A 24,578-nucleotide genomic window follows, 5' to 3' on the forward strand; every position below is an offset into this window, starting at 1 on the left:
CGTAGGTCAGCCGGCCGGATGCTGACCTCCACCGTGGGCTGCTGCCAGCTCAGGGTCGGTGCCGGCGGCGACTGTCTGAGCGTGGAGCCATGCGGTCACGGCGTCGAGCTGCGCTGTCGTGAGTCCCTGGTGTGCGGCGGTGCGGATTAACAAGGTCGGGCTGGTCTCCGACCGTACCCGTGCCCAGTCGTCCTCCTTGCCGCCGAACACGTCATCGATCCATACCAAGGGCCGGTCGGCGGCGTAGGCGCGGATCGGCCCGATCTTCGGCGACCAGCCGAACCGGGGCCTGTTGTCGGCGCCGATATCGAGGACCGGCATGTCGGGCAGCCCCAACAGGGGCGCCAGGTACTCGGCCGCCCTGTGGCCCCAGGAAGTGGCCCAGACCAGCTCGGCCTCGATCTCGGCGAGCGCGGCCAGCCGCGCCCCGTGCTCGGGGTTGATCCACACCCAGCCGGTGCGGGTGCCCCCGCCGTTGGCCGGCATGGTCAGCTCGACACGCTGGTAGCCAGCCGCCAGCAGCGCCGAGTCCTCGCGCCCGGCCGTCGGGCACAGCACGCCGTCGACGTCTATGGCGACCACCACGCGGGGGCGGCGGCCCGGCTCAGTGCCCTGGACACCCCGAGGCGCAGGCTCGAGGACTGGTTCGGGGGCAGTTGCCGGGTTCAGCATCGGTGCGCCGCCCGTGGTCGCGCTCGGCGTCGCCCAGGACGCGGGGTCCACCAGCAGGAAGCCGAACAGGCGGTCGATGATGCGCAGCGAGTTGGTGGAGAACCGTTCGAAGAACCCCCGGCAGACCGCCGGCTTGACCGTGCTCGACACGCGGCCGTCGGGGGTGGTCTCGTGGCAGATGATGTAGCTCTCAGCGGCTCGTGCCTCTTCGGTGATGTCCTTCAGGCGTCCCGCCGACAGGTGCATCCGGTTGCCGGGATGGTAGATGCACGTGTCGCATTTGCGGGACAGCAGTCGGGTCTTGCGGGTGACTGGGTCCCCGACGCTGTAGTCGCCTGCGTCGGGTTCATCTGCGTCGGGCGGCACGGCCTCCATCTTGCCGGTTTGCTCGGCTGGTTGTGCCCCAACGGTCACGGGCTGTTTGGTCGGGGGATCGGGTGTCGTGTGGCGATGATCAAATCTCGCCCGTTCCTTGGACATAAGGTGCTCCTTCTGTGGGGTTGGGCCGGCATGACGGAAGAGGGGCACTCGTTCGAGTGCCCCTCTGTTGCCGTCATGTGGGTTATGAGGGCGCGACCGTGTCTTCGTTCCAGGGCTTGACCTGGTAGGTGCGGGCGATGGACTCCACGGCCGCGACAGGGTCGGGGTTCAGTGCCCCGTACAGCGTCACGATCTGCGTGACCGCTGGGATGTGGGCGGTGAACGCGATGCGCGGTCCGCACGATTCGCCGGTCCCGCCGGGGATGATGGTCGCCGTCGCCGTGCAGAAGCGCCGATCGAAGACGACCTCGAAGGTGGTGGTCTCGCCGTGGCCAGACGGGATCTCGTCGCAGCGGAACACCGTGATCCCGTCCTGGGTCTCGACGATCTGTTCGAAGCCCAGGCCGACTAGCTCGCGTTCCAGTCGGCCGAACGCTCCTCGGCCGGCGTGAGAGGTGCCTGGCGCGGCGGGTGTGACGCTGGCGGGAGTGATGTTCACTATGGTCCCTTCAGGTGTGGGTGGGTGCCGACCATCTGGTCGGCGCTCACCGGTGACGGTGCGATGGCATGGCACCTCCACTCCGCGGCGGTGATCAAGTCGTGGGCCCGCCGACGTCATTGGGCCCGGTGGTGGGATCGACGTGGTTGCGGATCAACGCCCCGAGCAGTTCGGCTTCGGCCGTTGTGAGGTCCCACGGCAGGTCCAGCCGGATGTCCAAACCGCGGCGGAGCGGCGTTACCACGGTCCTCACCCGGTCATCGTGCATGGCCGTCCGGGGCCGGCCGTTCGCCGCCTTGCCGCCGATCGATAGCAGGTACCACTGGGGGTCACCGCTCATCCAAGCGCCGTGGGCGCGCATCGCCAGCCGGATGCGGGTGGCGTAGGCGCTGGCCGAGCGAAACGTCTTTCCCTGTTGGTTTAGGGCGGTGGTGAAGTCGGCGACGAGCACGTCGGCGTTCAGGTCTGCGACGAGTGTGGTGTCGGGTACGGGTACGACGGTGTGGATGCGCCGCCAGGCAGAGGCGATCTGATTGACGGTCTGCACGCTCAGACCGCAGGTTCGACCCGTGTCGCGCATGTGGTCGAGGATCCCCGTCAGGGAGACGACGGTTGCGTTGGGCTCTGGCTCGGGAAGGCTGTTCAAGGTGTTGGCTCCTACAAGATCGTGAGAGTCGGGCACGGGCCGCGATCGCAGTCATGCGGCTCGGGCGCCGCTGTCAGTTGCGCTCGGTGGCCCGCTGGTCCGGGTCGAACTTCCTGTAGATCAGGGCCCGCTTCCGGCGAGGTGATGGTCAGCTGTGGGCCAGTGCGATGGCTGTGAGGGAGAGGATCAGGTCGGAATGGCAGCCCCGGTCACAGATGAACTCCCAGGCCGTTCCTGGCCGGGCCGCGAGTTCCTCGCTGGCGTTATGTGACGGGTTGCGGGTGATCCAGATAGTGCCCCTGCCGGAGCGCTTGACCTGGACATTCCGGTTGGCGAGGACCTCGCCGACGGGGCTAGCCTGCTGTCGCCAACCGTCGGCGAGGAACCGGTGCCACAAGCCGTCACGGTCGAGGTGCAGCGATCCGCCATGGGCGACGTGCTGGCTGGTGGCGGTGATGGCTGCGGCGATGACCTCATCGGGGCAGGCCGGGGCGCACAGCACTCGCCATGCTGACGGGCGCATCGGGTCGGGTCCGGCGGTGGCCAGAATGCTTACGCCTTCCGGTTCGTAGACGTGACCGCCGCGCACAGTGACCGGGCCACGCACCGAGGTCCAGGACAGGGGTGGTGGTGGGCTGATCTCGGAGAATCCGGCACCGGCGAGTCCGGTGCGCAGACGGCCGTGGGGCAGGCCGAGCGCGTCAGCGAGCTGGGCGCGAGCGGGGGCGAGTACCACGTCGGTTTGCTGACCTCGGGCTGTCGTGACCACCGGGTCCGAGCCCGACGTGCCACGGCCGGCGGGCAGAATGGTGGCTTCGGCGGCCACGATCCGAGTGAGAGCCAGCTCCAGTGCTGCGGTGATGGCGTCCACCTGGTGGCGGAGCCCGTCGACCGTGGCGGGTTCGGCCCCGGCCAGCAGGCGTCCGGTCGCCAGATCTCGTTCCAGGTCGGCGTAGACGCCGCGCAGCAGCGTGATGTGGGCGATCTGGTAGCCGAGGAACTTCTGGACGGCCGCCGCGTCGGGCAGCGCCGGCACCGGATCGTGTTGGAGGGCGGCGCGGAGTCGGGCGGTAGCTGCGGTCAGATCGCCTCCGAGCTGGTCAGCGTTGGGCGGTGACGCGAGACCGCCAAGGCGCGACGTGCTGAGTTCGGGTCGGTGGTTCACGGGATGTGTTCCTTCCTGTGCGGGTACGGGAAGCAGGGGCGTCCCGGTCGGGACGCCCCTGCTTGGGATGGGGAGCTAGGGGGTGGTGAGGTGCGAGCCTTCCTGCCACGGGCTGATGTTGTAGGCGGATGCGATGGACTCGATCGCGCCCTGCGGATCGGGGTTGATGGCCCCGTACAGGGCGACGATCTGGGTCACGTCGGGCGTGGCGGCGGTGAAGGTGATCTGCCAGCCGACAGTGCCGTCGTGGTCGAGGTGGGTGATGCACGCGGTGCCTGTGCCGGAGCGCTGGTCGATGACGACGGTGGTCGGCAGGTCCTCGTGCCGTAACGCGCTGACGTGGCTGTCGTCGGCGTGCTCGGGCAGGAAGTCCAGGTCTAGGAGTTCCTTCGTCAGCGCGGAGAACGGCGCGGAGCCCCTTGTGGTGGTCTCGGCGTCGCGTGTGATGGTGCTGGTCATCTGGGCGTTCCCTTCGACGTTGGCGGGCGCTGGCCCCGCCGTGGATCGGGCCGACCGCATGCAACGACCACTCCGCGTATTGATCAAGTCAATGCGCCAGGGCTTGGCCGTGTGAACTGGTAGATCGCGGCCGGGCGGGCCCGTGTCACGAGGATGAGCCGGGTGCCGGCTTCGGGGCGGGGCGGCGGGTCGGGGATGCGGGTAGGCGCATGTTCGTGCGGAGCCTGTCTTCGATGGAGGTGTCGAGGTCGACCATGTCGTCGCCGCTGCCGCAGCAGTCCGGCTATCGCAAACGCGTCAAGGCCGCAGCCGGACTGATCACCGCAGTCACCCAGGCCCTCGCTCGCCAGACACCATCGAACGCCGACACCTTGCGGTTGATCGACGCCACCGCCGTGGCCTGCGGCGCCTCACGACAGACCACGCGCCGCTCCGCCCTGGCCGGCCACGCCAGCTACGGCTACTGCCGATCACATTCCCGCTGATACTGGGGATTCAAGCTCTACCTCGTCTGCGCCCTCGACGGCATGCCCGCCGCCTGGTGTCTAGCCGAAGCCCGCCTCGGAGAACGTGAAGTCGCCGCCGAACTCCTCGAACACGCCCGTGACCAGCAACTCCTCACCGGACCCATCACACTCATCGGCGACAAGGGCTACGCCGGCCGTGACTTCGCCCGCCACCTCGCCGCACTCGACGCTGCTGGACACGAGTTTCAAGGGCGGCCACGACCCGTCCCAGGGGCAGTGGCAGCGCCTCGCTGCCGCCCGGGGCTTCCACCGCGACACGCCCGTCATCATCTGCGACGAGCCGTCGGCGGCCCTGGACCCCCGGGCCGAACACGCCCTCTTCCAGTACCTCCGGGCCGGCGCCGCCGAGCGGATCACCATCCTGATCACCCACCGGCTGGCCAACGTGCGCGACGCCGACCAGATCCTCGTCCTCCACCACGGCGTGGTCACCGAATACGGCACCCACGACCGGCTGATGGCCGCCGGCGGTCGCTACGCCGAGCTGTTCGGACTCCAGGCCAGCGGGTACTCGGCCGACCGGAGCTGAGGTCGGGGTCAGGCGACGGCGGCGCGGCCCGGTGGGGGGTCGGCGCGGCGGGCACGCACGGCCGGCAGGACGGCCGGGTCGGCGAGCAGGGTCTCCTCGGTGTCGTCGATGAACGCCAGGTCGGCCTGGACGTGCCGGCTGGCGGCGGAGAGCAGCAGCGCGACCACTGGGTCGGGGTGGTCGGCGCGCAGGGTGGTCAGGTTGCGGAGCTCTTGGAGCAGGTGGGTGCGCTGCTGGTCGAGGACTCCGCGGACCACGTCGGGCTCGCCGGTGTGCGCGGCGGCGGTGACCTTGAGGAAGAAGTCGTCGCGGAAGCCGCCGGAGCGGGGGCTCGGCTCGGCCAGCCAGCCGGTCAGCGCGGCCCGGCCGGCGTCGGTGATCTCGTAGACGACCCGGTCGGGCTTGATCTGTTGGGGGGAGCGGGCGGAGGTGACCAGGTGGTCACGGGAGAGGCGGTCGAGGATCTGATAGAGGTGGCCGATGTTCAGGGGCCCCCACTGTGGACCTACGGCGGCCTCGAACGAGGCCTTCAGCTCGTAGCCGTAGCTGGGTCCGTCGGCCAGCAGGGCGAGCACCGCGTGCTGGATCGCCATCGACTCCTCCTCGGAACTGGGCCTTGCATTGTGACAATGTAGCAGTCACTGTGGTGACCATGACAACGACCACCGGGTCCGGGGCCACGATCGAGGCCACCGGTCTACGCAAGGCGTTCCACAGTGGCGGGAGCGAGATCGTGGCCGTGGACGGCGTGGCGCTGAGCGTGCCGGCCGGGCAGATGGTGGCGGTGACCGGGCCCAGCGGCTCCGGCAAGTCCACTGTGCTGCATCTGCTCGGCGCGATCGAGCGCGCCGACGCCGGCAGTGTCCGGGTCGACGGGGTCGAGCTCACCGGGCTGCGGCGCGGGGCTCTCGCAGGGTACCGGCGGCGGATCGGTTTCGTGTTCCAGCGGTATCATCTGCTGCCCGCGCTGACGGTGCTGGACAACGTGATCGCGCCGGTGCTGCCGTACCGGGTGGAATTCGACCGGGCGGCGCGGGCCCGCGAGCTGCTCGACGCCGTCGGGCTGGCCGATCGGGAGCGGGCGCTGCCGGCGCAGTTGTCCGGCGGGCAGCAGCAGCGGGTCGCGATCGCGCGGGCGCTGGTCGGCCGGCCGGGGCTGCTGCTGGCCGACGAGCCGACCGGCAACCTCGACTCGCGGACCGGCGCCGGGATCCTGGAGCTGCTGCGGGGGCTGCGGGCCCGGTACCCGATGACGGTGTTGATCGCCACCCACGAGCATCAGGTCGCCGCCCAGGCCGACCGGCTGATCAGGCTGCGCGACGGAGCGATCGTCGACGACGTCGACCTCGGCGGCGGGCCGACGCCGGCCGACACCCTGGCCCGCGCGAACCAGCTGAGGATCTGACGATGTCGAGAATGATCTGGGCGCAGCTGCGCAACCGGGCCGGCCGGTCCCTGGCGCTGCTGCTGGGCGTGCTGGTGGCGACGACGGGCTTCACCGTGCTGACCGGCAGCACCGAGACCTCGCGGCTGCGGGTCACGGGCACGCTGGACGCCAACGCGCGGGCCGCCTACGAGATCCTGGTCCGGCCGAAGGGCAGTCGCACGCCGCTCGAGGAGCAGCGCGGGCTGGTGCGGCCCAACTATCTCTCGGGCCTGTTCGGTGGGATCAGCATGGCGCAGTATGAGCAGGTCAGGGCCGTTTCCGGGGTGGAGCTGGCGGCGCCGATCGCGATGGTCGGCTACGCGATGGTGAACACCGTCGTGACCAACGACGTCACCGCCGCCGTCGACCGGCGTCTGACCCAGCAGGTGATCCGGCTCAACCCGACGATCGTCGCCGACCGGGGGCTGACCCGGTGGGCCGACAGCCCGTCATATGCCTATGTGACGAAGAACCGGCTGCTCCGGCCGGTGGGGACCCGCGGCGGGCAGGTGCGTTACGAGGACGGCAGCGCCCTGCCGGAGGAGCTCGGCGGGGAGTGCGGCGGGAGCATGCTGCCGGTGGAGGTGCTGCCCGACGGGCAGCGGATCCGGCTCTGCGGCCCCGAGCAGCTCAAGGAGGGCGAGGCCAACGGGGTCGGCGACGCCCGGCGCAGCCGGATGCAGGTCTACCAGCTACTGCCCGACGGCCGGTTCCGGTTGCCGCTAGCCGGGGCCGACGGCGCCGAACTGCCCGCCCGGGACCGGCTCACGGTCAGTCTGCCGTGGACGTTGCCGATGCTGCTCGCGGCCGTCGACCCGACCGCCGAGGCGCGGCTGGCGGGCACGGACCGGGCGGTGACCACCGGGCGGTACCTGCGCGACGACGAGCGGATCCAGCGGCCCAGAGCCGGAGCGGGCCGGGTCCCGATGCTGGCGAGCAGCCGGCCCTACGTCGACGAACAGATCTCCACCACCTACACCCGGCTGCCGATCGGGATCGCGGGGCTGACCAGCCCGCAGCTGCGTGAGGCGCTGCCGAAGGCCGACGGGGTCCGCTCGGGGCAGGGCGACGAGGACATCCTGGCGCACTACCAGGGCAGCGTCGGCTACGCGATGGCACACGAGGATGCCCAGTTCGGACAGTTGCAGCAGGTGATCCGGTCGGGGGCACCCAGCTACCTGGCCCGGCCCGACGGCAACCTGGCCGTCGAAGGTTCCGAGGCCGACCTCGACGCCTACCGGGGGCGGACCCTGACCGGGACGCCCATGCCGGGGCTGGTGCTCGACAACGCCACCCGGCCGCTGAGCCAGCTGGCCGGCGGCACCGGCGAGTTCCTGACCATGGCGCCGGTCGGCATGTTCGACCCGGACAAGCTGGCCGGCTTCTCCGAGCTGACCCGGGTGCCGCTGGAGACCTACCAGGCGCCGGTGGCCACCGGCGCCGACCCCGAGACCCGGCGGCTGCTCGGTGACCGGGCGCTGCTGCCCAGCGGCAACCCGGCCGGCTACCTGGCCACGCCGCCGCTGATGCTGACCAGCGTGTCCGTGCTGCCCGACCTGCTCGCGCACGTCGACGACCCGGCGGTGCGGGCGGCGCCGCTGAGCGCGGTGCGGGTCCGGGTCGGCGGGATCACCGGCTACGACAAGGCCACCGCCGAACGGGTCCGCCTGATCGCCGAGGAGATCGCCGTGCGGACCGGGCTCGACGTCGACATCACCTTCGGCTCGTCGCCGCAGCCGCAGACCGTGGTGCTGCCCGCCGGCAAGTTCGGCCGGCCGGAGCTGCGGCTGTCGGAGGGCTGGTCGCGTAAGGGCGTCGCCGCGGTCATCGTCTCGGCCGTCGACCGGAAGAGCTTGATTCTTTTCGTACTGATCCTCGCGGTGTGCGCGCTGTTCCTCGGCAACGCGGTCTCCGCGGCTGTCCGGGACCGGCGTCGGGAGCTGGCCGTGCTGGCGTGCCTCGGCTGGCCGGCCCGCAGGATCGGGGCGCTGATCCTCGGCGAGGTGGCCGTGGTCGGCACGGTCGCCGGGGCCGGCGCGCTCGCCCTGGCCTGGCCGGTCGCCGGGCTGGTCGGCGTGACCGTGCCGGTCGGCCGAGGGCTGCTGGCCATGCCGATCGGCCTCGGGCTGGCCCTGCTCGCCGGCGCGGTGCCCGCGGTCCGGGCCGCCCGCGCGCACCCGGCGGCGGCGCTGCGGCACGCGGTCCGGGCGCCGCGTCGCGGCCGGCGGCGGCGCGGGGTGGCCGGTATGGCGCTGGCCAACATCGGTCGGGTGCCCGGCCGGACCGCGCTCGGGGTGCTCAGCCTCGCGATCGGGGTGTGCGCCGTGACGACGCTGGCCGCGGTTCAGGCTGTCTTCCACGGCCAGGTCACCGGGGCGCTGCTCGGCGACGCGGTGTCGGTACGGGTCCGCGGCGTGGACGCCGTCGCCGCGGCGGTGATCCTGCTGCTGGGGGCGGTCGCGGTCGGCGACGTGCTGTATCTCAATGTCCGCGACCGGGCCGCCGAGCTCGCCACCCTGCGGGCCGTTGGCTGGTCGGAGGGGGCGGTCGGCCGGCTGATCGGCTACGAGGGGCTCGGGATCGGGCTGCTCGGCGCCGGGGCCGGTGCCGCGGCCGGGCTGGGACTGACCGCGTGGTTCGCCGGCGGGGTGAGTGCCGAGCTCGCCGCGGTCTGCTCGCGGTTCGCGCTCGCCGGTGCGCTGCTGGCGGTGGTCGCGGCGCTGGTGCCGGCGCTGCTGGCCCGCCGGCTGCCCACCGCCGCACTGCTCGCGGAGGAGTAGCCGCCGAGCGTCAGGTCACCCGGACGGTGACCCGGAAGGTGCTGCGGGCGAACACCCCAAGGAGTGTTCGCCCGCATCGCTCAAAGACTCCTGGCCCTGGCAGCCGCCATCTGGCACAACTGGCTCACCAACGTCCCCACCAAACGATCACTGACCGCCTACGACCACTGACCAGCCAAGAAACAGGAATCAACCATCTAGGGGTTGTCGGTGTCGATCTCGCCAGGTTCGACGTTGTCGGCGTCGCGGTTTTGCCAGTTCATCTCGAGGCCGTCGACGGTGTTGAGGGCGTACTCGAGCATGTTCATCGCCGCGTCGGTGGCTTCCTCGGCGCTGCCGGCCCTGACTTCGATCGTCATCGGCAGGGTCAGGTTGATGGTGTGGAGCCGGTTGAGTGGCTGCTGCTCGAAGCGTTCGAGCAGGGCGTTGGCCTGCTCGATGGTGAAGATCTCGTCGATGGCGGCTCCGGCGATGTGCGTTCGGATGGCGGCTTGCAGCCGGGTGAGCGTGGCCTGGTGGTGACACGGCTGGGTGCCGCAGGGGCTGGTGGGTGGGATGTGCATCGTGGTCTCCCGGAACGTGAAGGAGGGGCCGAGCGCAGGCTCGGCCCCTCGGTGTGTGGATGTGGCTAGGCGGTGGTCCGGTTGAGGTGGGTGATCGCTTCGGCGAGGCTGATGGGGTGCAGTTGGTGGCGCAGGTATCCGCGTCGGGCGCCGCACCCGCCGCCGAGCGGGGCGATGGTGTACATGCCGGAGGAGGTGCGGTCCATGACGACCCACAGCAGGTCGGGGGACTGGTCGCCGGTGCCCTGGGTGAAGCGCAGGATCGTGCCCGACGGGAGCAGGCCGTTGTCGGGGAACGTGGCAGCCTTCTGATCGCGGTCCGCGGCGGTGTAGAGCTCGACCATGTCGTCGTGGACCTTGATGGTGCGTCCGTCGGCGGTGGCGATGGTCAGCGGCAGCTTGCCGTTGGTGAGCGCCTCGACGCGGAACAGCATTCCGGTGAACTGCCCGCGCGGGTCAGCGGACGGCTTGAGGGTGACGAGGTCGTTGTGCTGAGCGACATACAGTGACATGGAGTTTCTCCTGGTGAGACAACGAAACCGGGACCGGCGGATGCCGGCCCCGGCTGTGGAGCGGGTGTTGACAGTGGGAGTTGGTCCTTGGCGAGCGCCCGTCAATACCGCGCGGACTACCGGGTGGCGTCGACGAGGGCGGCGAGTAGCGGTGCGATGGTGTGGTCGATGCCGGCTGGTGTGTCGTCGACGGTGGCCACGGGTGCGGTCTCGCCCGGTTTTTGGGTGAGTCGGTAGAACCGGCCGTTGAGGTCGATCGCGTCGACGAGCAGCACAAGCTGGCTGCGGTAGGTGTTGTGCCGCAGGACGTACGCCAGGCCCCATGCGACGACGCGGCTGTACGGGTCGACGCTGGCGGCGGTGATGAGCACCGCCTGGCTGTGGGGCTGGCGGAACTCGGCGACCAGGTCCCCGAGCAACCCGACGGGGCCTTTGGTATGGGCGAACCATGCGCGCGGCGGGACCGGATGGGGGCTTGCCACCCGTCGCCACTGGTCGGTGGTGGCGGGCACGGGTTCCATGCGGATCGAGAACAACTCCGGCGGGCGGTTCCACCCGCGGGAGATCTGCTCGGCGCTGACCTGGGTGAGCAGGTCGACCACCTCCTCGGGGCGGTGTGCGGGGATCGCGGTGTCGTCGGTCATCAGTGCGCCTTTCTCGGGCTGAAAATGGGGATGCCCGCCGGCGTACGGCCGGCGGGCATGCTGCGGGCCGGTGCCGATTCAGTGGCGGCCGTGTCGGGGGCTCAGCGGGCGAGGATGTTGACCTTGTCCCCGCCGAGGAGTGGCGCGTCGTCGGGACCCTTGATGTGAGCGTTGACCCACGTCCGATACCTGTGGCCCTCGGAGTTGGTGAGGCGACGCCAGTGCCCGCGCACGACCCACTGGACCTTGTACTGGCGGGCCGACTCACCGGCGCCGGCTTCGCTGACCGACTTGGTCCGACGCAGCATCACCACGCGCGTGGAGTGCTTGATGCCGGCACGGTCGGCCCGGCGTCTCGTACCGCGATCCAGGGGTGGGCGTTCGACGGTGGCCAGGGGTTGGGCCTGGATGCGCCAGAAGGAGTAGAGCAGGGCGATGAGGGCGCCGGTGGCGTGCGCGGCGTCGTCGATGACTACCGCCCCGTCCGGCCCGGCCTGCCATTCGTAGCAGGGCTCGTTGACCGCATCTGCCATCTGCCGTTCGGGGACGGGCTTGTCGGCGGGCAGGTTATCCATGTTGAGGAGCACGTACGGACCGAACTGGCGTGCGAGGTCAGGACGCATGGCGATGGCCTGATCGAAGGCGGCGTCCTGAGGATCGCCGGCATTCCGGTCGGCCCAGCCGCACAACAGCCAGGACGTGGCGGTTGCGGTGCCGAAAGTGGACCAGCTGATCGCGCCGAGGGTGCTCAACCGCCCGTCCTGGCGGCGCAGTCGAATCGGCTCGGGCAGGAACAGCACGCCCATCGACTCAGGGGCCTCGTCGAATCCGACGATCTCACCGGTGAGGTCCAGGGCTGATGCGGCGGCGGCCACCACGGCGGTCATCGCCGGAGCCAGCACGTACGCCTCACCATGCTGCCAGGCACCCACGACGCACCGATCGACGGCGTCGATCACCGCCGGTTGCGCGGTTCCGCCCCGCCTTTCGGCGCTGAGGTGTACAAACTCGGCCAGGTACTGCCGGCAGGCGGGATTGCCGGACGCGTCGAACATGGCGTGCTTGTCGTCGATGGCGGCGCGGGCGTACCCGGCGAGCGTGGATTCACCGCGAAGGGTCATCGGTCGTTCCCCGCGAGATTCCTCGGCAGGGGTCGGCTTTGCGTGTGGTGCATGGGTCACTCCTTGGTGTCAGGAAGAGACCTCGGGCACGACGCAACAGCCGTGCCCGAGGCGTGCGCGGTGTGCGCGTTCGGCCAGGCACGGCCAGAAAGCTGGGCCGTTCAGGACCGCCGGCAAAGGCCGGCGAGCGGATGGGCTAGCCGCGGTTTCTTAGGGCGTTCACGGCCGCTTTCGTGATGAGGGCGCCGGCCTGGGTCGCGTCGGCGAGCAGGACGACCTGGGGCCCGGCGAGCGGTCTGGACTCAGGGGGCCCGATCCACAGCAGTGCGCATCCGCCTTGGGCGAGCAGATCAAGGCGGTGCTGGGCCGCGATCCGTTCCCCTAAGCCGATTCCTCCATCGGTGATCATGACCAGGAGTCGGGCGGCGCTGACCTCGGTAGAAAGGCCCAGGGCATAGTCGAGGGCGTCAATGGTCAGCGGGAACCCCAGGGTGTCGTCCTCGATCAGGAGTTCCTGGACCTCCGTGGATGGCCGCCGCCCCGGCACAGTCAGGGCTTGGACCTCTTCGCCGAACGTCACCGAGGCGGAGGCCCCGCCCGGCAGAAGTCCGACCGCCTTGGTGATGATCCACGTGATCGAGGCGGCAGGGCCGAAGAACGCCCCCATGGACACCGACACGTCGATGCTGATCCCCAGCAGCAGCGGAGGCTGAGGATTGAGGCGGCGCGCGTTGCTGGACCAGGGCTGTGCGGTCGGGATCTGCCCGAGGCTGCGTTGTACCGCTTCGGCCATCGCGGCTCTGGGCACTAGCCGCCCGGGCGGCAACGCGGTGGTGATCTTGACTGTGGCCGGTTCGCGGCGGGCGGCCTTCTTCAGCTCGCGGGCCAAGGTTCTGGCGGCGATCTTCTCCGTCTCGGTCGGCGGACGGGTCTCTCCGAGCTGGGCGGTGGGGAGTCGGGCGCCCCGGCGTCCGAACACCCGCTCCCCGGCCGCCTTCTTGCGTTTGTCCGCCGACAGTCCTTCGGCCCGCTTGTCGGCCTTCTTCTGGGCTTCGCGGATTTCCCGGATGGCGGCGGCGATGCAGATAGCGACCTCGTCGGCGATACCGGCTAGGACCTGTGTGACTGCGTCAAGGAGCACCGCGCCGCTGCTGGGGACCGGGAACGGGATCTGGCTGTGCATCGCCATGATGCGGCACCACCGGTGGCCCCACTCCATCATCGCCGCCGTGTCGTCATCGGCCGTGCGCAGTGCCCGCCGCCAGATCCACTCCAGGCGTCTTAGCCGCCGTCGGCCCAGCACCGCCACGACCGCCTTGCGGACCGGTGCGACCTCGCCGTGGGTGAGGATCCCGGCGTCGGCCCGGGCCAGCAGCAGCGCCGCCACCTTCGCGGCCGAGGCCGGGGAGTCCGGGGCGTGCAGGGCGTCGAGGTCGAGGTGGAGGGACGCCGCGCGCAGCCACTGCCGGTCTGCGGGGGTGGTGGTCGCCCGGCGGCCTTCGATGCGGGCCTCATCGAGCATGGTGGCCATCTGCGCGGCGATGGGATGGTCGCGGTCGCCGAAGCCCCAGCGGGTGTGTTCGGCGTGGGCGATCTCGTGGACGAGGAGCCCCCAGCCGACGGGATACAGGCCGCGGTTGGCCGGGTCGGCCGGGTTGATCGTGGTCGGGTCGACCGTGATGTAGTTCGCGTCGACTTCGATCACTCCGTCGGCGGGGGTGAAGCAGGCCGGTGAGCCGTGACCGGCGCCTGGGGTGGCCAGAACGGTGAGGTCGGTGCGGCCGGTGGCGTGGCGGGTCTGCTCCGTCCAGGCCGCCGACAGTGCCCTCCAGGTGGGCGCGACGAGCGGGTGGGTGGGTTTCGTCGTGGTGGGTGGTGCGGTGTGCTGCGCCACGAACAGGTTCTCCTTCTTCGACGAGGGCCCGGGGTTTCAGGGCTGGTGGATATGGGCGGTCGGGGCTCAGAGCTGCTTGCCGAGGGCGAGGGGCGTGTGCTGGACGTGCGGGAGGTGCGTTTTGAGGACGGCGGCGACTTCGTCGCGGTCTTCCTCCGGCGCGGCACCAAGGAGGTTGGCCACCGCGATGTCGAGGCCGAGGGCGTCGGTGACCGCCTTGGCTCCGAGGAGCTCTCGCAGCTGTGGAGCCCAGCCGAGTTCCCCGGCGACGACCTTGTCCCACAGCTCTCGGGCTGCGGCGACGAGCCGGCGGTCCACGCCGAGTTGCCGTTGGGCCAGGTCGTAGTCGGTGGTGACCATCAGCTGGACGGTGAACCTGCTGGCGAGGGCATCGGTGAGCACCGCCCCGTGTACGCCGGGGTTGTGGCCGCCCACGATGTAGAAGCCTGGCTCGGCGGTGATGACCCGGCCGCCGTGGCCTTTGATCGTGATCTGGCGGCGGCCGTCCATCGCCGGGTACACGGCGGCGAGGACTTTGGGGCTGACCAGGGTCGCGTCATCGAGGAAGAACGCGGCTCCGGCCTGCATCGCGCGGGTGAGAGGCCCGTCGACGAACGTGTAGAGGCCGGCTCCGTCGGGCATGTAGTCGCCGACCAGGTCGCCGACGGTGGTGTCCCCGTCGCCGGCCACGGTGTGCAGCTCGGCGCCGAACGCTGCTTCGATCAGCGACGTCTTGCCGGTACCGGGCGGCCCATACAGAAGGACCGCGATACCGGCGGTCCGTAGCTGACGCAGCACGTCCACATCGCGGCGTCCGGCCAGGTTGCGCGGGTAGTACGGGTTGCCGTTGGGGCGGATCACCGGACCGGAGGACGCCTTCGGCGGTGCGGGTGCGGGTGGCGGGGCGGTCAGTGTCGTGCGGGCCCACTTGTAGAAGTGTCCGACCTGCACGACGTGGCCCCGTGCGACGAGCACGTTCAGGGCGTTGCGGATGGCGGCGGAAGACCGCTTCGGTAGCTCGGCGTTGATCCGGTAGCGGTCCCACTCCTTGTCCGGGTCGGAAGCCAGAACGTGCAGGACCTGGGCTTGGAGCTCTCCGGGCTTGAGCCGGGGCATGCCGGTCTTGTTGAACTTAAGGGTGCCGGGGGTCGTCATCGGGTGGCCTGCCTGCGTACGCAGGGCAGGACGGTGTCCTCGGCGGAGGAGCGGGTGGGGTCGGGTTGGTCGTGCACATCGCCTCCTGGGCTCAAATCCCACCGGGAGTTGGTGGGGGTGGGCCGCCCTGGAGGCATGCCGGGGCCCGCCGCGCGGGCCCGGAGGCATGCCCGCAGGGCGGCGAATGAACGGAACAGATGAAGACGGAACTCGGCGTTGCCTAGCCGTCAGGTGTCATTGGTGAGCGAGCAGGTCGCAGCCGGCTGTGGTCGGGTGCGTCAGTTGGGGTCCAGGACCGCCAGGCATGCGGCGCTGATCGCGTCGTGGTAGGCGTCGTCGAACCCGGCGGTCACGGCGTCGAGGAGTGCGTCGCGGCCGAACGCGCCGAGTTCTGACCACGGGCCGGCCAGGTGCTGTGCGTGCTCCTCGTAGGCCGTGACCAGATTGCTGTTGGCGTGGGAGGCATCGCCACGGTCCATCGGCAGCGCGGGCAGGGCGTCGAGGACAGCCGGATCACCGTCGGCGATTCCGTCGAGCACCCGCTGCGCGGTCTCACGCACGTCGCCGGTCGTGGACCCGCCGATGGTGTGCTGCGCCCAGTCGTCGGCGAGGTTGGCTGCGACGTGCCCGCCGAGTTCGCGCATCACGGCGACGGCGTCGTACAGGCTGAGCATGTTGGCCAGGCCCGGTTGCAGGTCCTGGCAGACGGTGGCGACCTGTTCGGCGGTCAGCAGCACGGCCGGGGTGTCTGCGGCCCACGATCCGCCGAGCGGGCGGGGCACAACCGCCGTACCTGCCGAGCGGTCGATGGGTGCGGAGACGCGCATCGCGTGCCCGGCGCCGATGACCCACACGGCGCTGACCCGGTCACACGAATCGATCACCCCTGGCAGGCCGGGGGCCAGGACGGCCAGCGCGAGGTGGACCAGATGCAGTGGAAATCCGTCCAGACACGGGTGTACGGCGGTCAGCCCAAGGGGACCTACCCACTCCCGCAACGGGCCGACCGGTTGCCGCATGTGCTCGAAGGACCTTGGCCCCGACGTGTGGAGCCAGTTGGAGCGCCCGCCGTCGCGGTCGCGGGCACCGGGCATAGTCGGCAGAGTCCGGAAGGAAACCGTCGGGGACGTTGCGGTCGCGTCGATCTCGACGATGGCGCAGCCTCGGCTGAACGCGATGTACATCTGATCGGCGAGCTTCACCGGAGGGCCGTCGCTCACCCCGTCCAGAACCATTGGCATCACCGCGTGGGGGTCCAGGACGTGCTCCGCGACGATGGGCGATCGCGCGCCGTCGGTCTGGAGGTCCCCGCGCAGCGGGGCCGGGGCGATCGGCCGGTGCGGGTTGTCCAGGCCGCTGGAGGTCAGCGTCGCGGTGTCGGTGACGCGGAGGATCAGCGCCGGGCCGCCCAGCGGCAGCCCGCCAGGCGTCTGGTGAGCGCGGGACAGGAACGCGTGCTCGTGCAGATCGAGCAGCGGTTCGAGGAAGAATCGAACGGTCACGGGCATGTTCAGGTCAACTCCTTGCTATCAGGGAAGGCGATACCGCAGGTCACGGCGTCGCGAGTGAAGACATGGGTGGTCACAGGGCTCCGATCACCTGGTCGCACAGGTCGGGGTGCACGGCCATCCAGGGCCAGGACCAACCGACCTCGTACTCCCCGCGCTGGTCCGGCTCGCTGCTAAACGCCACGAACTCAGAGGCCCCCGGCGTGTGCCGGACGTTGATCAACTGGGTGCCGTAGAAGTACACGCGCGAGTACCCGGCGTCGACCGCCGCTTCGATCACTGCCCGAGGCGGCGACCTGGCTTCCAGGTCGCCGCGCAGTGCCGCACGCAGACGGCACTTTTCGGTGACGATCGCCTCGGCGACGAGGTGGCTCGCCTGGAACTCCGGAAACTTTCCGGAGGCGTCGATGCGGGTGCCGGCGTACCCGGCCCGGTATCGGGTGCTGCCGTCGCTTGCGGCGTAGGCCAGCCATTCGCCCGCGAACACGCCCGCTCCCCGGGCCGGACCCGGTAGTCGTCAGGCCGGCGGCACGCCGCACGAGCTGCGCCAACACCTGGCGCGAGATCGAGGCGGTAGCTTTCGTGTGATGATCGGTGGGTACGTTCACCAGGACGGCGTCGCGACTTGAGGGAGTCAGCGTGGGGTTCAACAAGCTGCCCGAGGTGCGCGAACGTCACGCCGCAGCCGTCGCTGAGGTCGCCGCCGACAGCGCCCAGGTCGGGCTGGTCTACACGCCGATGGCGCTGGCGGACATCCCGGCGCTCACCAACGAGATCGGAGAGCTGCGCCGGTTGTATGGGACGGCCCGTGGGCGCCTGCGCGAGATCATCGGCGCCGAGGGCATCGCAGAACTGGGGCTGGGCGGTACTGACCCGGAAGGTTTGCCGCCGACCGAGTAGCACCACGGTTTGTCTTTAGGTTCTCGATTGAGATGTCGTCGCTGAGTGCTCTGGCCTGCGGCGTAGTCGCAATTTCTCGCTGACCTGGCGGCGGTTTCCTCTCACCGAAATGGCGCTTTCCTCAGCCCTTCGAGCAACTTCGCAGGATCGGGTCAATCGTGCGAATTTGGCTGTCACGGGGGATCGTTCATTGCTCGTCGGTTTCGTGGGCCGCGCGCAGAACTGGACGGGGCTGCGGGGCTCAAGGGGTGTGGAGTACGGTCCGGCGGTGACCTTCAGCGTGCGTAACATCGCCTTCGACTGCTCCGACCCGTATCGGATGGCGGTGTTCTGGAGTCAGGCGTTCGGCCTTGAGCTGACGGAGTGGGATCAGCCCGGTTCTCCGGTGGCGATGGTGTGCCCGCCGGGAAGCCCGGTGTTCTACTTCGCCCAGGTGCCTGAGTCCAAGTCCGGCAAGAACCGGGTTCACGTCTGCCTGACCCCAGAACTGGCCCGCGACGGCGAGGTCGACCGGCTGCTGGCGCTGGGTGCGACGGTCGTCGCCGACCGGCGTGACTCGGACGGCGGCGGCTGGGCGGTGCTCGCCGACCCGGAGGGCAACGAGTTCTGCCTGCTGCGCAGCGAGGCCGAGCGGGCAGCCGCCCATGCCTGAACTCCTCGTCGAGGGCAGCGTGGACCGGACCGTCGTCTTGTGCGGCTTCCGTACCGACCCGGTCCCGGAGCTGACCTGGGCTCGTGGCATCTCCCTGCTTACCTGCCTTGGACCCGAAGACCTCGAGCTGCCCGGGCAAGGGCCGGTGGGCATCGCCGCCTGGTCGGACGGCGGACCGCATGCCTGCGCGCTGGCGGCCCGCCACGCTGATCGGGTGGACCGCCTGGTCCTGCTGGCCGTTCCCATCCCCGAAAACGACAGCCTCGACCTGTCGCAGGTCACCGCGAAGACCTTGCTGCTGTACGGCGCGAAGGACCCGCTCACCGGCACCCGGCACGCCACCTGGTGGCAGCGGCTCCTACCTGGCGCCCGCATCGAAATGCAACCAAACCTTGGACATGACCTGCTCAAGGAAACCTGGAGGCGAGCACTCTCACACCTGGCTCCACACGCGAAACGCTGACGCGCCCGATGGGCACGTGGGAACGGCGTAGGCGTTGCCAGCCAGTGCGTTGGCCCGGAGACGGCGGAGCGGACCGACAGCATTTTTTCACGAGGATGGTGCAAGCGCCATCTAAGGCGCCACATCCATGAGAAAGTGCCATCTTCGCTGAGAAACTACATTGTCATCGCCCGCCCAGAGACGCGCCGTGGGCGGCGAAGTATGCGACGGGGTCTGTGGCTCCGCTGTTGCTGGTGTCGCCGCCGAGGTGGATCTCCAGGTGCAGGTGTGGTCCGGAGCTGTTGCCCGAGTTTCCGGTGGCGCCGATGATCTGTCCCGCTGTGACGCGTTGGCCGACGCTCACCGCAGGTCGGGCGATCATGTGGCAGTAGCGGGTGCTGATGCCGGCTCCGTGGTCGATGTCGACGTACCAGCCGCAGCCGGTGATGGACGTGGAGCCGTCGCGGTCGCAGCCCCAGTTCGCTGGGGCGTTGCAGGTGGCCACGGCCACGGTGCCGGCCGCCGCCGCGTGGATGGGCGTGCCTTTCGGTGAGCCCAGGTCCACGCCTGCGTGGAAGGCACCGTCACGCATCCCGAAGCCGCTGACGACCGGGTCGTTCACCGGCGCGGCCCAGCCCTGGGGGCCGACCTCGCCGCCACAAGCGCCGAGTGCGCCGGCCATGCCGGTCAGGGCGGTCACGAGGGTGGCGGCTGCTCCCTCGTGCCGCGCGTAGGCGTCCGGGTACGCGCTGACCTGGACTTTCTGCGCTGCCACGGTCAGGGGCAGGTCCTGCCACCTGTCGATTTTCAGCAGGCGTTCGTAGAACTTGGTCGCCGCGTAGGTGGGGTCCATGATCTGCGCGGGGGTGCCCCAGCCCATGGATGGCCGCTGCTGGAACAGGCCCAAAGAGTCGTGGTCGTTGGCGGTGCCGAGATCGCCGAGGTTGCGAAGCCCGGATTCTTGCATGCTGGTCGCCAGGGCGATCACCCAGCCTCGCGGCGGCACCTTCATCCGCAGGCCGACGTTGATGATCGTGGTCGCGTGGGCGGTCTGCTCGCCGTCCCACGGCGGCACGGTAAGAGGAGGCCGGGTCGGCGAGGGTGTCGAGGCCGGGCCCGGCGTGGTGGACGGTCCGCTGCTCGGGGTTACGGTGGCGGGGACGCCGAAGCAGCCCATCGCCGAGCCGTTGCCACCGAGCACCAGTGCCCCGACGAGGCCGGAGCAGAGCAGGAGGCAGCCGACGATCGCGGCTGCCAGATAGGCGAGAGCTTTGGCCGTCATGGCTGAAGCCTTTCTGCGGTACGAAGACGACGAGGACCGCGCCGGAAGGCGGCGCGGTCCTCGAAATGTGCGAACAGTCCAGGCCGCCAAGGCCCCGACGGGAAGGGCTGCGCCCGAGCACAGAAAGGGTGGTCGGGCGCAGCGTGCTGGTTAGCGGTGGCGGTTGTCGCGGTCGCGTTCTGCGGGCCGGTTGAGAACCGGCGGGGATGCCAGGTCGGCGAGGCGGACGGCGGAGCCATCGTCCTTGCCGGCCAGCATCGCCATGTCCGCGCGCCGCAGGCTCTGGGAGAGGTGATCGCCGAGTCGCCATGCGGCTACGCCGATGGTCGCGGAGATCGCCACCTCACTATTGCCGAGCGTGTACGGCCACTTGGAGATCGCCTGCCAGACGTTGTGGGCCGTGGTCATGGCGGCCTCGGTGCCGGCGGCGTCGATGAGGACGGCGAATTCATCGCCACTGAGTCGGGCCACGGCGATGACCGGGCTGCCGAGGCCCGCGAGTCGCTGGGCGACCTGGACGAGGAGCTGGTCTCCGCCCGCGTGCCCGTAGTGGGTGTTGACGGACTTGAAGGTGTCGAGGTCGAGCACCGCCACGGACGGCAGACGCTTGGCCATCAGGGCTTCGGCGTATGCACGGGCGAGGCCGGCCCGGTTGGCGATACCCGTGAGCGGGTCGCGCAGCGCGGTTGCCTGGGCAACACGCAAACGGTGTACGAGGCGCAGGATGCGCATTCCGGCGATCGCGTATCCGGTGATGAGACTGAGGCCGCTGGTGGTCAGAATGGTGATGGTTTGAGACACTTGGTTGCTCCTTCGGAGTGCCGGAGCGGGCGCGAGTTGCCTGCGAAAACGTCACGCGCCCGCTCCGGGCCAACTTGGGCTGAGGTCAGGCGGCCTTGAAGGTGGCGGGGTTGTCGCTGGTGCGCTCGGCCTCGCCGGAGGCGGCGTAGCCGTTGAGCGCGTTGGCGACCGCCCCGGAGCTGGCCTTCCTGGCGCCGAGACCGTCGGCGAGGAAGGCGCGCTCGATCAGCCGGCACACCTCGATGACTTTGAACGCCTTGTCAGGCTGAGCGCGCAGCACTTTCAGCGCCGCTTCCTTCAAGACCCCCGGCTGCAGCCGCCCCGCTTTGTCGGTGGGTGCGGTGGCCTGTCCGTCCGCGTCAACGGTGGGCTCGGGTCCGGGGTTGGCGGAGCCCTTTGCCTTGGGCTCGAGAGCGGGCGGCGGTCCCGGCTCGCGGCGGTCGTCGTCGTTTTGTCCGTCGGAGGCCTGCTGTGCCTGCGCCACCGGCTCGACGTCGATGCTGTCAGGAACCTCATTGACGTCTGCCGTCTCAAGCGGGTTGCTGCCGGTCTCGGGCTCCGGGGTGGTGCCGGTCTTGGCATTGGTGGTGTCGGGCTCGTCGGTGGGCGAAGAGTCGTCCCCTTCCGCCAACCCGGAGACCAGCCCAGCGGGGGCCACTCCGTCGAGGAGGGTGAAGTGGGCGGCTTCCTTGCCCCGATCGATCTTGCTGATCTGGTCGTCGGTGGCCCACTCCCGCAGCTTTCTGACGGTGGTGGAGTACGGCACTCCTGCCGCCTCGGCGATGGTCCTGGCGTCGGTGGCGCCGAGTGCTCCCATCGCCGTGACGATCCTCGTCGTGGGCGTGGGCGGTGTTTCGTTATTACTCATGCCGGTACCTCCTGATATGTGAGCGTTGAGTGACGCTTCGCTTCGGCCGGATTCGCAAGTCCTCGATGCGACCTCGAGCGGGCACTGGCGAAGCGAGGCGCGGATGGCGTGGTGCTGGTTAGGAGCAGCCGTCGGCGGGCCTGTCGTGGTCCGCTCGCTCTGGCCCGGTGGCCAGTGCCGCTTCGACGACGGCGCGGGGGAAGCGCCACTGGCGGCCCGGCGTGCGGAAGGCACCCAATTTGCCGGCGCGGGCCCAAAGCCTCGCCGTGCGTGAGGTGACCAGGAACTTTGCCGCCACTTCCCCGGCTGTCAGGTAGGCACGGGGCTTGCCGGGGCGTCGCCCGGGTTGGGGGTTCACCGCTCGCTTTCCGGGTACCAGCGCCACTGGTAGGCGCCGAGGGAGTAGAGGCCGTCGGCGTCGCGGTGGACCCGGTCGATGGTGCGGGTCACGGTGCCGTGCGCGCCCGGGTAGTCGTAGTCGATGCTGGCCGCGCTCCCGGACAAGCGCACGCTGAAGCGGGTGTCACCGGCCCGGTGGACGGCCGCGATGTCCGCGGCGATGCGTGTGACGGCTTCCTGGGTGAACCGGGTCAGGACGCTGCCGTTCCAGGTGTAGTCGTCGGCGATAAGCGCCGGATACGCCGCGCGCGTCTCGTCCGCCGTGACCATGGCGGGGATCCAGCGGGCATGTGGTGGGGCGATGTCGTCACGGTGAGGGTGCGCGGAGATGCTGATCCACGGTCTGGCGTCCAGGGCTGTGACGGCCAGCCAGTGGCGGGAGCCGATGCTGTCGCGGATCTGGTGGATGAACCTGCGCCGCTTGTCGAAGTGCTTGTGTAGCGCCAATGTTCCGTCGCGGGGAATCGTGTCGGCGCCCCCACGCTCGCCAGTGGGCGTGTGGGTCCACATGCGGGCCGTAGCGTGATACGCCTGGCCGTCGGGCAGATACCAGACGGGCAGGCCGCTGGAGGTGAGGATGTGTCCGCCGGACGTGTGTTCCCACAGCAGTGCGGGCTCGGTCCGCTCACGGATGAGTCTGTGCTGGGGGGCGTTCATGGCATGTTCGGCGAGGCCGGCGACGTCGCTCAGACGCCACCAGGTGTTCGTGGACAACGGTTCTCCTTCGTGACGGTGCCCGCAGTCGTGCGGGCACGACGAACGGCCGCGCCGGGAATCCGGCGCGGCTCGGCAGTGAAGTCAGATTGAGAGGGAGCGTGCCGCCTCAGGCGGCGGCGGATCTCAACGGCGGCCCGGCTGCGGGCGACGGCCGTGGGCGAGCGTGGTGCCGGTGCGGCCGGTGCTTGCCGAAGTAGCGGTCGCTCCAGGCCCATCTGGACGGCTCGTCGTGCTTCGGCACGTGGGGTGCCCAGAAGCCGGTCTCGGCCTCTGCGGGTGCGGGCGCGGGTGCGACGGCGGCACGGCCGACGGCGACGACGGGCATGACGACCGTTCTTGGCTCAGCGGCGGGCATTGCGGTGCCGGGCTCGGTGGCGAGGTGTTGGGCGCGGCGTGCGGCGCGGGCCGCGCCGCACGGGTAGTACTCGTGGCGGCACAGCGGGCTGGCGCAGCGGTCCGGGTGGTGCGGGTCGGGCTGGTGCGTGGCCAGTACGGGTGCGGCCAGGTGGGCCAGCAGGGCCCGGTCCGCGTTGCCTGGGGTGGGCGGGCCGGAACTCGTGGTGGGTGGCATGGCGTGTCCTTCGCTGAGGTGAACGCGTGACCCGCCTGCCCTGGTGGCGTGCCCGCTGGTCGGCGGGGTGGCGGGCACGTCGATCAGCGCTCCACTTCGCCGGAATCTCAAGTCCGCACCTCCCCGTCAGGCCCTTGTGGGGCGCTACGCACGGCGCGCGTGATGGCGTCGGCGAGCACGGCGATGGGGTGGTGCGCGCAGCGCACGTCGACGTAGGCCGGTTTGTCATCGACGGTTACGGCGAAAGCGGGCAGTCGGTGCGGGGCGTCGTCGACGGCGATGATCACGACGTCGTGGCCGTCAACGTGGAATCCGAGAAATGCGGTGGCGTGCTCCACGAGGGATGGATGGGTGACGTATTGCCAAAACAGGGCCGATGGCGTCGTGGCGAGCATGAACGCGACGACGCCGGCGACGTCGCGGCACCAGATCGCCTCGCGACGCTCGCCGGCTACGGGTACGGCACGGACGAGCTGGCTGGGATGCCCGGTGGGGCGTGGGGGAGGGTTGGCCAGATGGCGCACGGCTACTCCTTGAGGAGAAGGCGGCGGCTGGCCCACGCGGGCCAGCCGCCGTGTGACGGAAGGCCCTACCTGGAAGGAAGGGGGACGTGCCGAAGAACGTGCTGGATGTGGCTGTGAACGGGGTTCGGTCAGGTGCGGGCGGGCGGGGGGATGTCGCTGGCGATGCGGTCGCAGGCCCCCGGGTGTACCGGCATCCAGGCCCAGCCCAGGAGGGTCAGGTCGTAGAGGTCTTCGTCGTCGGGTCGGATGTGCGCCCGGTTCGTCGGGTCGCCGCTGCCGGCGCGGTCGTCCCAGACGAGGACGTCGCCGTGCAGGTCCAGGCGGCAGAAGTGCAGGTCTACCCTGGCTTCGACCTGGTGGGAGCAGCTACCGTCGCGGGAGAGGTGGTCCCGAAGCGCTCCTCGCCTCGCGGCGTGATCGGCCACGATCGCGTCGAGGACGAGGCGGGTGGTGCGGAACGCCGCCCAGCCGTCAAAGAAGCTGGTGATCTGACCGAGGTACCCGGCGCGGGCCCGGTCCACGTCGTGGCCGTCCTGGTAGAGCTGCCACTCGCCGGCGAACACGAACCACATGCCGAAGTCGCCCAGCTGGCCGTAGGACTCGACTTCCTCGGTATAGCCGAGGATGGTGCCGTCGGCGTCGCGGCGGTAGACGCGAACGTCCATAGGCGTAACGCCATGCTCCTTCTGCAGAGCCGGGTCTTGCGCGGCTGTCCGTGGCCGGGCGGCCGGGTGCCGCTGCCGGGAGGTGCACGTCCAGAAGCTGATGCCGTGTCGTCGTGCCATGGTCGGGGTTTCCCTTCTCGCAAACCGCCTGGCTGTCCGGGCGGCGGATGAAAGTCC

General features: G+C 70.1%; 28 protein-coding genes and 2 pseudogenes. 8 read left to right on the top strand and 22 right to left on the bottom strand.

The genetic code is table 11. The features are described 5' to 3' along the window. Positions 1–6: 6 nt before the first annotated feature. The 5 genes from PT931_RS20055 to PT931_RS20075 form a co-directional block, all read right to left on the bottom strand. Positions 7–1,152 (bottom strand): HAD domain-containing protein, encoded by a 1,146-nt coding sequence (locus tag PT931_RS20055; protein WP_456247271.1) that lies wholly within the window; start codon positions 1,150–1,152, stop codon positions 7–9. 82 nt (positions 1,153–1,234) lie between these two features. Next, positions 1,235–1,651, bottom strand: coding sequence for a hypothetical protein (locus PT931_RS20060; RefSeq protein ID WP_456247272.1), 417 nt, complete (start codon positions 1,649–1,651; stop codon positions 1,235–1,237). Positions 1,652–1,745: 94 nt separating this feature from the next. Beyond that, a complete protein-coding gene (locus tag PT931_RS20065) occupies positions 1,746–2,297 on the bottom strand; it encodes a hypothetical protein (protein WP_456247273.1) in 552 nt (183 codons plus the stop codon). 148 nt (positions 2,298–2,445) lie between these two features. Next, positions 2,446–3,462 (bottom strand): hypothetical protein, encoded by a 1,017-nt coding sequence (locus tag PT931_RS20070; protein WP_456247274.1) that lies wholly within the window; start codon positions 3,460–3,462, stop codon positions 2,446–2,448. Positions 3,463–3,537: 75 nt separating this feature from the next. Further along, positions 3,538–3,921, bottom strand: coding sequence for a hypothetical protein (locus tag PT931_RS20075; protein ID WP_456247275.1), 384 nt, complete (start codon positions 3,919–3,921; stop codon positions 3,538–3,540). Positions 3,922–4,130: 209 nt separating this feature from the next. Here PT931_RS20075 and PT931_RS20080 point away from each other — a divergent pair, with 209 nt between their 5' ends. Beyond that, positions 4,131–4,406: a hypothetical protein gene (locus tag PT931_RS20080; RefSeq protein ID WP_456247276.1), complete on the top strand. Its 276-nt coding sequence runs from the start codon at positions 4,131–4,133 to the stop codon at positions 4,404–4,406. 118 nt (positions 4,407–4,524) lie between these two features. Further along, positions 4,525–4,977: pseudogene (locus PT931_RS20085) on the top strand (ABC transporter ATP-binding protein); the annotation flags it as partial. Positions 4,978–4,985: 8 nt separating this feature from the next. On the opposite strand, the gene PT931_RS20090 reads toward PT931_RS20085, so the two are convergent. Beyond that, positions 4,986–5,570: a PadR family transcriptional regulator gene (locus PT931_RS20090; protein ID WP_456247277.1), complete on the bottom strand. Its 585-nt coding sequence runs from the start codon at positions 5,568–5,570 to the stop codon at positions 4,986–4,988. A gap of 59 nt (positions 5,571–5,629) precedes the next feature. On the opposite strand from PT931_RS20090, the gene PT931_RS20095 reads away from it, so the two are divergent. From PT931_RS20095 to PT931_RS20105, 3 genes and pseudogenes are all read left to right on the top strand, one after another. Continuing rightward, positions 5,630–6,382 carry an ABC transporter ATP-binding protein gene (locus PT931_RS20095; RefSeq protein ID WP_456247278.1) on the top strand — a complete coding sequence of 251 codons (753 nt, stop codon included), beginning with the start codon at positions 5,630–5,632 and terminating at the stop codon, positions 6,380–6,382. Between the two features lie 2 nt (positions 6,383–6,384). Further along, positions 6,385–9,183: an FtsX-like permease family protein gene (locus PT931_RS20100; RefSeq protein ID WP_456247279.1), complete on the top strand. Its 2,799-nt coding sequence runs from the start codon at positions 6,385–6,387 to the stop codon at positions 9,181–9,183. Positions 9,184–9,228: 45 nt separating this feature from the next. Then, positions 9,229–9,354 (top strand): annotated as a pseudogene (locus PT931_RS20105) (IS982 family transposase); the annotation flags it as partial. 26 nt (positions 9,355–9,380) lie between these two features. Here the strand turns inward: PT931_RS20105 and PT931_RS20110 are convergent. The 8 genes from PT931_RS20110 to PT931_RS20145 all read right to left on the bottom strand — a co-directional run bounded on the left by PT931_RS20110 (position 9,381) and on the right by PT931_RS20145 (position 17,067). Continuing rightward, the gene (locus PT931_RS20110; protein ID WP_456247280.1) at positions 9,381–9,746 is read right to left on the bottom strand and encodes a hypothetical protein; all 366 of its coding nucleotides are present in this window, start codon (positions 9,744–9,746) and stop codon (positions 9,381–9,383) included. Positions 9,747–9,811: 65 nt separating this feature from the next. Then, positions 9,812–10,258, bottom strand: coding sequence for a hypothetical protein (locus PT931_RS20115; protein WP_456247281.1), 447 nt, complete (start codon positions 10,256–10,258; stop codon positions 9,812–9,814). 116 nt (positions 10,259–10,374) lie between these two features. Next, entirely contained in the window at positions 10,375–10,902 is a 528-nt protein-coding gene (locus tag PT931_RS20120) for a hypothetical protein (RefSeq protein ID WP_456247282.1), read from the bottom strand. 101 nt (positions 10,903–11,003) lie between these two features. Then, positions 11,004–12,023, bottom strand: a complete 1,020-nt coding sequence (locus tag PT931_RS20125; protein ID WP_456247283.1) for a hypothetical protein — start codon at positions 12,021–12,023, stop codon at positions 11,004–11,006. 196 nt (positions 12,024–12,219) lie between these two features. After that, complete coding sequence (locus PT931_RS20130) at positions 12,220–13,728, bottom strand: hypothetical protein (RefSeq protein WP_456247284.1); 1,509 nt, start codon at positions 13,726–13,728, stop codon at positions 12,220–12,222. A 255-nt stretch (positions 13,729–13,983) separates the two neighbouring features. Beyond that, a complete protein-coding gene (locus tag PT931_RS20135; protein ID WP_456247285.1) occupies positions 13,984–15,072 on the bottom strand; it encodes an AAA family ATPase in 1,089 nt (362 codons plus the stop codon). Between the two features lie 278 nt (positions 15,073–15,350). After that, entirely contained in the window at positions 15,351–16,580 is a 1,230-nt protein-coding gene (locus tag PT931_RS20140; protein WP_456247286.1) for a hypothetical protein, read from the bottom strand. Positions 16,581–16,653: 73 nt separating this feature from the next. After that, positions 16,654–17,067: a hypothetical protein gene (locus tag PT931_RS20145; protein WP_456247287.1), complete on the bottom strand. Its 414-nt coding sequence runs from the start codon at positions 17,065–17,067 to the stop codon at positions 16,654–16,656. A gap of 152 nt (positions 17,068–17,219) precedes the next feature. Here PT931_RS20145 and PT931_RS20150 point away from each other — a divergent pair, with 152 nt between their 5' ends. From PT931_RS20150 to PT931_RS20160, 3 genes are all read left to right on the top strand, one after another. Beyond that, the gene (locus PT931_RS20150; RefSeq protein WP_456247288.1) at positions 17,220–17,480 is read left to right on the top strand and encodes a hypothetical protein; all 261 of its coding nucleotides are present in this window, start codon (positions 17,220–17,222) and stop codon (positions 17,478–17,480) included. Positions 17,481–17,748: 268 nt separating this feature from the next. Then, positions 17,749–18,132, top strand: coding sequence for a VOC family protein (locus PT931_RS20155; protein WP_456247289.1), 384 nt, complete (start codon positions 17,749–17,751; stop codon positions 18,130–18,132). Then, on the top strand, positions 18,125–18,595 hold the full coding sequence (locus PT931_RS20160) for an alpha/beta hydrolase (RefSeq protein WP_456247290.1): 471 nt from the start codon (positions 18,125–18,127) through the stop codon (positions 18,593–18,595). The genes PT931_RS20155 and PT931_RS20160 overlap by 8 nt, the downstream gene beginning before the upstream one ends. 163 nt (positions 18,596–18,758) lie before the next feature. On the opposite strand, the gene PT931_RS20165 is transcribed toward PT931_RS20160, so the two are convergent. From PT931_RS20165 to PT931_RS20200, 8 genes are all read right to left on the bottom strand, one after another. Further along, positions 18,759–19,856 carry a M23 family metallopeptidase gene (locus PT931_RS20165; protein WP_456247291.1) on the bottom strand — a complete coding sequence of 366 codons (1,098 nt, stop codon included), beginning with the start codon at positions 19,854–19,856 and terminating at the stop codon, positions 18,759–18,761. A 150-nt stretch (positions 19,857–20,006) separates the two neighbouring features. Continuing rightward, positions 20,007–20,657, bottom strand: coding sequence for a GGDEF domain-containing protein (locus PT931_RS20170; protein ID WP_456247292.1), 651 nt, complete (start codon positions 20,655–20,657; stop codon positions 20,007–20,009). Between the two features lie 85 nt (positions 20,658–20,742). Next, a complete protein-coding gene (locus tag PT931_RS20175) occupies positions 20,743–21,525 on the bottom strand; it encodes a hypothetical protein (RefSeq protein WP_456247293.1) in 783 nt (260 codons plus the stop codon). Between the two features lie 118 nt (positions 21,526–21,643). Next, positions 21,644–21,910 (bottom strand): helix-turn-helix domain-containing protein, encoded by a 267-nt coding sequence (locus tag PT931_RS20180; protein ID WP_456247294.1) that lies wholly within the window; start codon positions 21,908–21,910, stop codon positions 21,644–21,646. After that, positions 21,880–22,638: a hypothetical protein gene (locus PT931_RS20185; protein WP_456247295.1), complete on the bottom strand. Its 759-nt coding sequence runs from the start codon at positions 22,636–22,638 to the stop codon at positions 21,880–21,882. Before PT931_RS20185 ends, PT931_RS20180 begins: the two co-directional genes overlap by 31 nt. A gap of 109 nt (positions 22,639–22,747) precedes the next feature. Continuing rightward, complete coding sequence (locus PT931_RS20190) at positions 22,748–23,212, bottom strand: hypothetical protein (RefSeq protein ID WP_456247296.1); 465 nt, start codon at positions 23,210–23,212, stop codon at positions 22,748–22,750. A 107-nt stretch (positions 23,213–23,319) separates the two neighbouring features. Then, positions 23,320–23,736, bottom strand: coding sequence for a hypothetical protein (locus PT931_RS20195; RefSeq protein WP_456247297.1), 417 nt, complete (start codon positions 23,734–23,736; stop codon positions 23,320–23,322). 128 nt (positions 23,737–23,864) lie between these two features. Continuing rightward, positions 23,865–24,401 carry a hypothetical protein gene (locus PT931_RS20200; protein WP_456247298.1) on the bottom strand — a complete coding sequence of 179 codons (537 nt, stop codon included), beginning with the start codon at positions 24,399–24,401 and terminating at the stop codon, positions 23,865–23,867. Positions 24,402–24,578 lie beyond the last annotated feature (177 nt).

The organism is Longispora urticae (assembly GCF_053902585.1).

What these genes read in the sequence shown, in the direction of transcription:
- PT931_RS20055 (WP_456247271.1), bottom strand. Translation starts at nt 1,152, where the DNA reads ATGTCCAAGGAACGGGCGAGATTTGATCATCGCCACACGACACCCGAT.
- PT931_RS20075 (WP_456247275.1), bottom strand. Translation starts at nt 3,921, where the DNA reads ATGACCAGCACCATCACACGCGACGCCGAGACCACCACAAGGGGCTCC.
- PT931_RS20080 (WP_456247276.1), top strand. Translation starts at nt 4,131, where the DNA reads ATGTTCGTGCGGAGCCTGTCTTCGATGGAGGTGTCGAGGTCGACCATG.
- PT931_RS20090 (WP_456247277.1), bottom strand. Translation starts at nt 5,570, where the DNA reads ATGGCGATCCAGCACGCGGTGCTCGCCCTGCTGGCCGACGGACCCAGC.
- PT931_RS20095 (WP_456247278.1), top strand. Translation starts at nt 5,630, where the DNA reads ATGACAACGACCACCGGGTCCGGGGCCACGATCGAGGCCACCGGTCTA.
- PT931_RS20100 (WP_456247279.1), top strand. Translation starts at nt 6,385, where the DNA reads ATGTCGAGAATGATCTGGGCGCAGCTGCGCAACCGGGCCGGCCGGTCC.
- PT931_RS20110 (WP_456247280.1), bottom strand. Translation starts at nt 9,746, where the DNA reads ATGCACATCCCACCCACCAGCCCCTGCGGCACCCAGCCGTGTCACCAC.
- PT931_RS20115 (WP_456247281.1), bottom strand. Translation starts at nt 10,258, where the DNA reads ATGTCACTGTATGTCGCTCAGCACAACGACCTCGTCACCCTCAAGCCG.
- PT931_RS20120 (WP_456247282.1), bottom strand. Translation starts at nt 10,902, where the DNA reads ATGACCGACGACACCGCGATCCCCGCACACCGCCCCGAGGAGGTGGTC.
- PT931_RS20125 (WP_456247283.1), bottom strand. Translation starts at nt 12,023, where the DNA reads ATGACCCTTCGCGGTGAATCCACGCTCGCCGGGTACGCCCGCGCCGCC.
- PT931_RS20135 (WP_456247285.1), bottom strand. Translation starts at nt 15,072, where the DNA reads ATGACGACCCCCGGCACCCTTAAGTTCAACAAGACCGGCATGCCCCGG.
- PT931_RS20140 (WP_456247286.1), bottom strand. Translation starts at nt 16,580, where the DNA reads ATGCCCGTGACCGTTCGATTCTTCCTCGAACCGCTGCTCGATCTGCAC.
- PT931_RS20160 (WP_456247290.1), top strand. Translation starts at nt 18,125, where the DNA reads ATGCCTGAACTCCTCGTCGAGGGCAGCGTGGACCGGACCGTCGTCTTG.
- PT931_RS20165 (WP_456247291.1), bottom strand. Translation starts at nt 19,856, where the DNA reads ATGACGGCCAAAGCTCTCGCCTATCTGGCAGCCGCGATCGTCGGCTGC.
- PT931_RS20175 (WP_456247293.1), bottom strand. Translation starts at nt 21,525, where the DNA reads ATGAGTAATAACGAAACACCGCCCACGCCCACGACGAGGATCGTCACG.
- PT931_RS20190 (WP_456247296.1), bottom strand. Translation starts at nt 23,212, where the DNA reads ATGCCACCCACCACGAGTTCCGGCCCGCCCACCCCAGGCAACGCGGAC.
- PT931_RS20200 (WP_456247298.1), bottom strand. Translation starts at nt 24,401, where the DNA reads ATGGACGTTCGCGTCTACCGCCGCGACGCCGACGGCACCATCCTCGGC.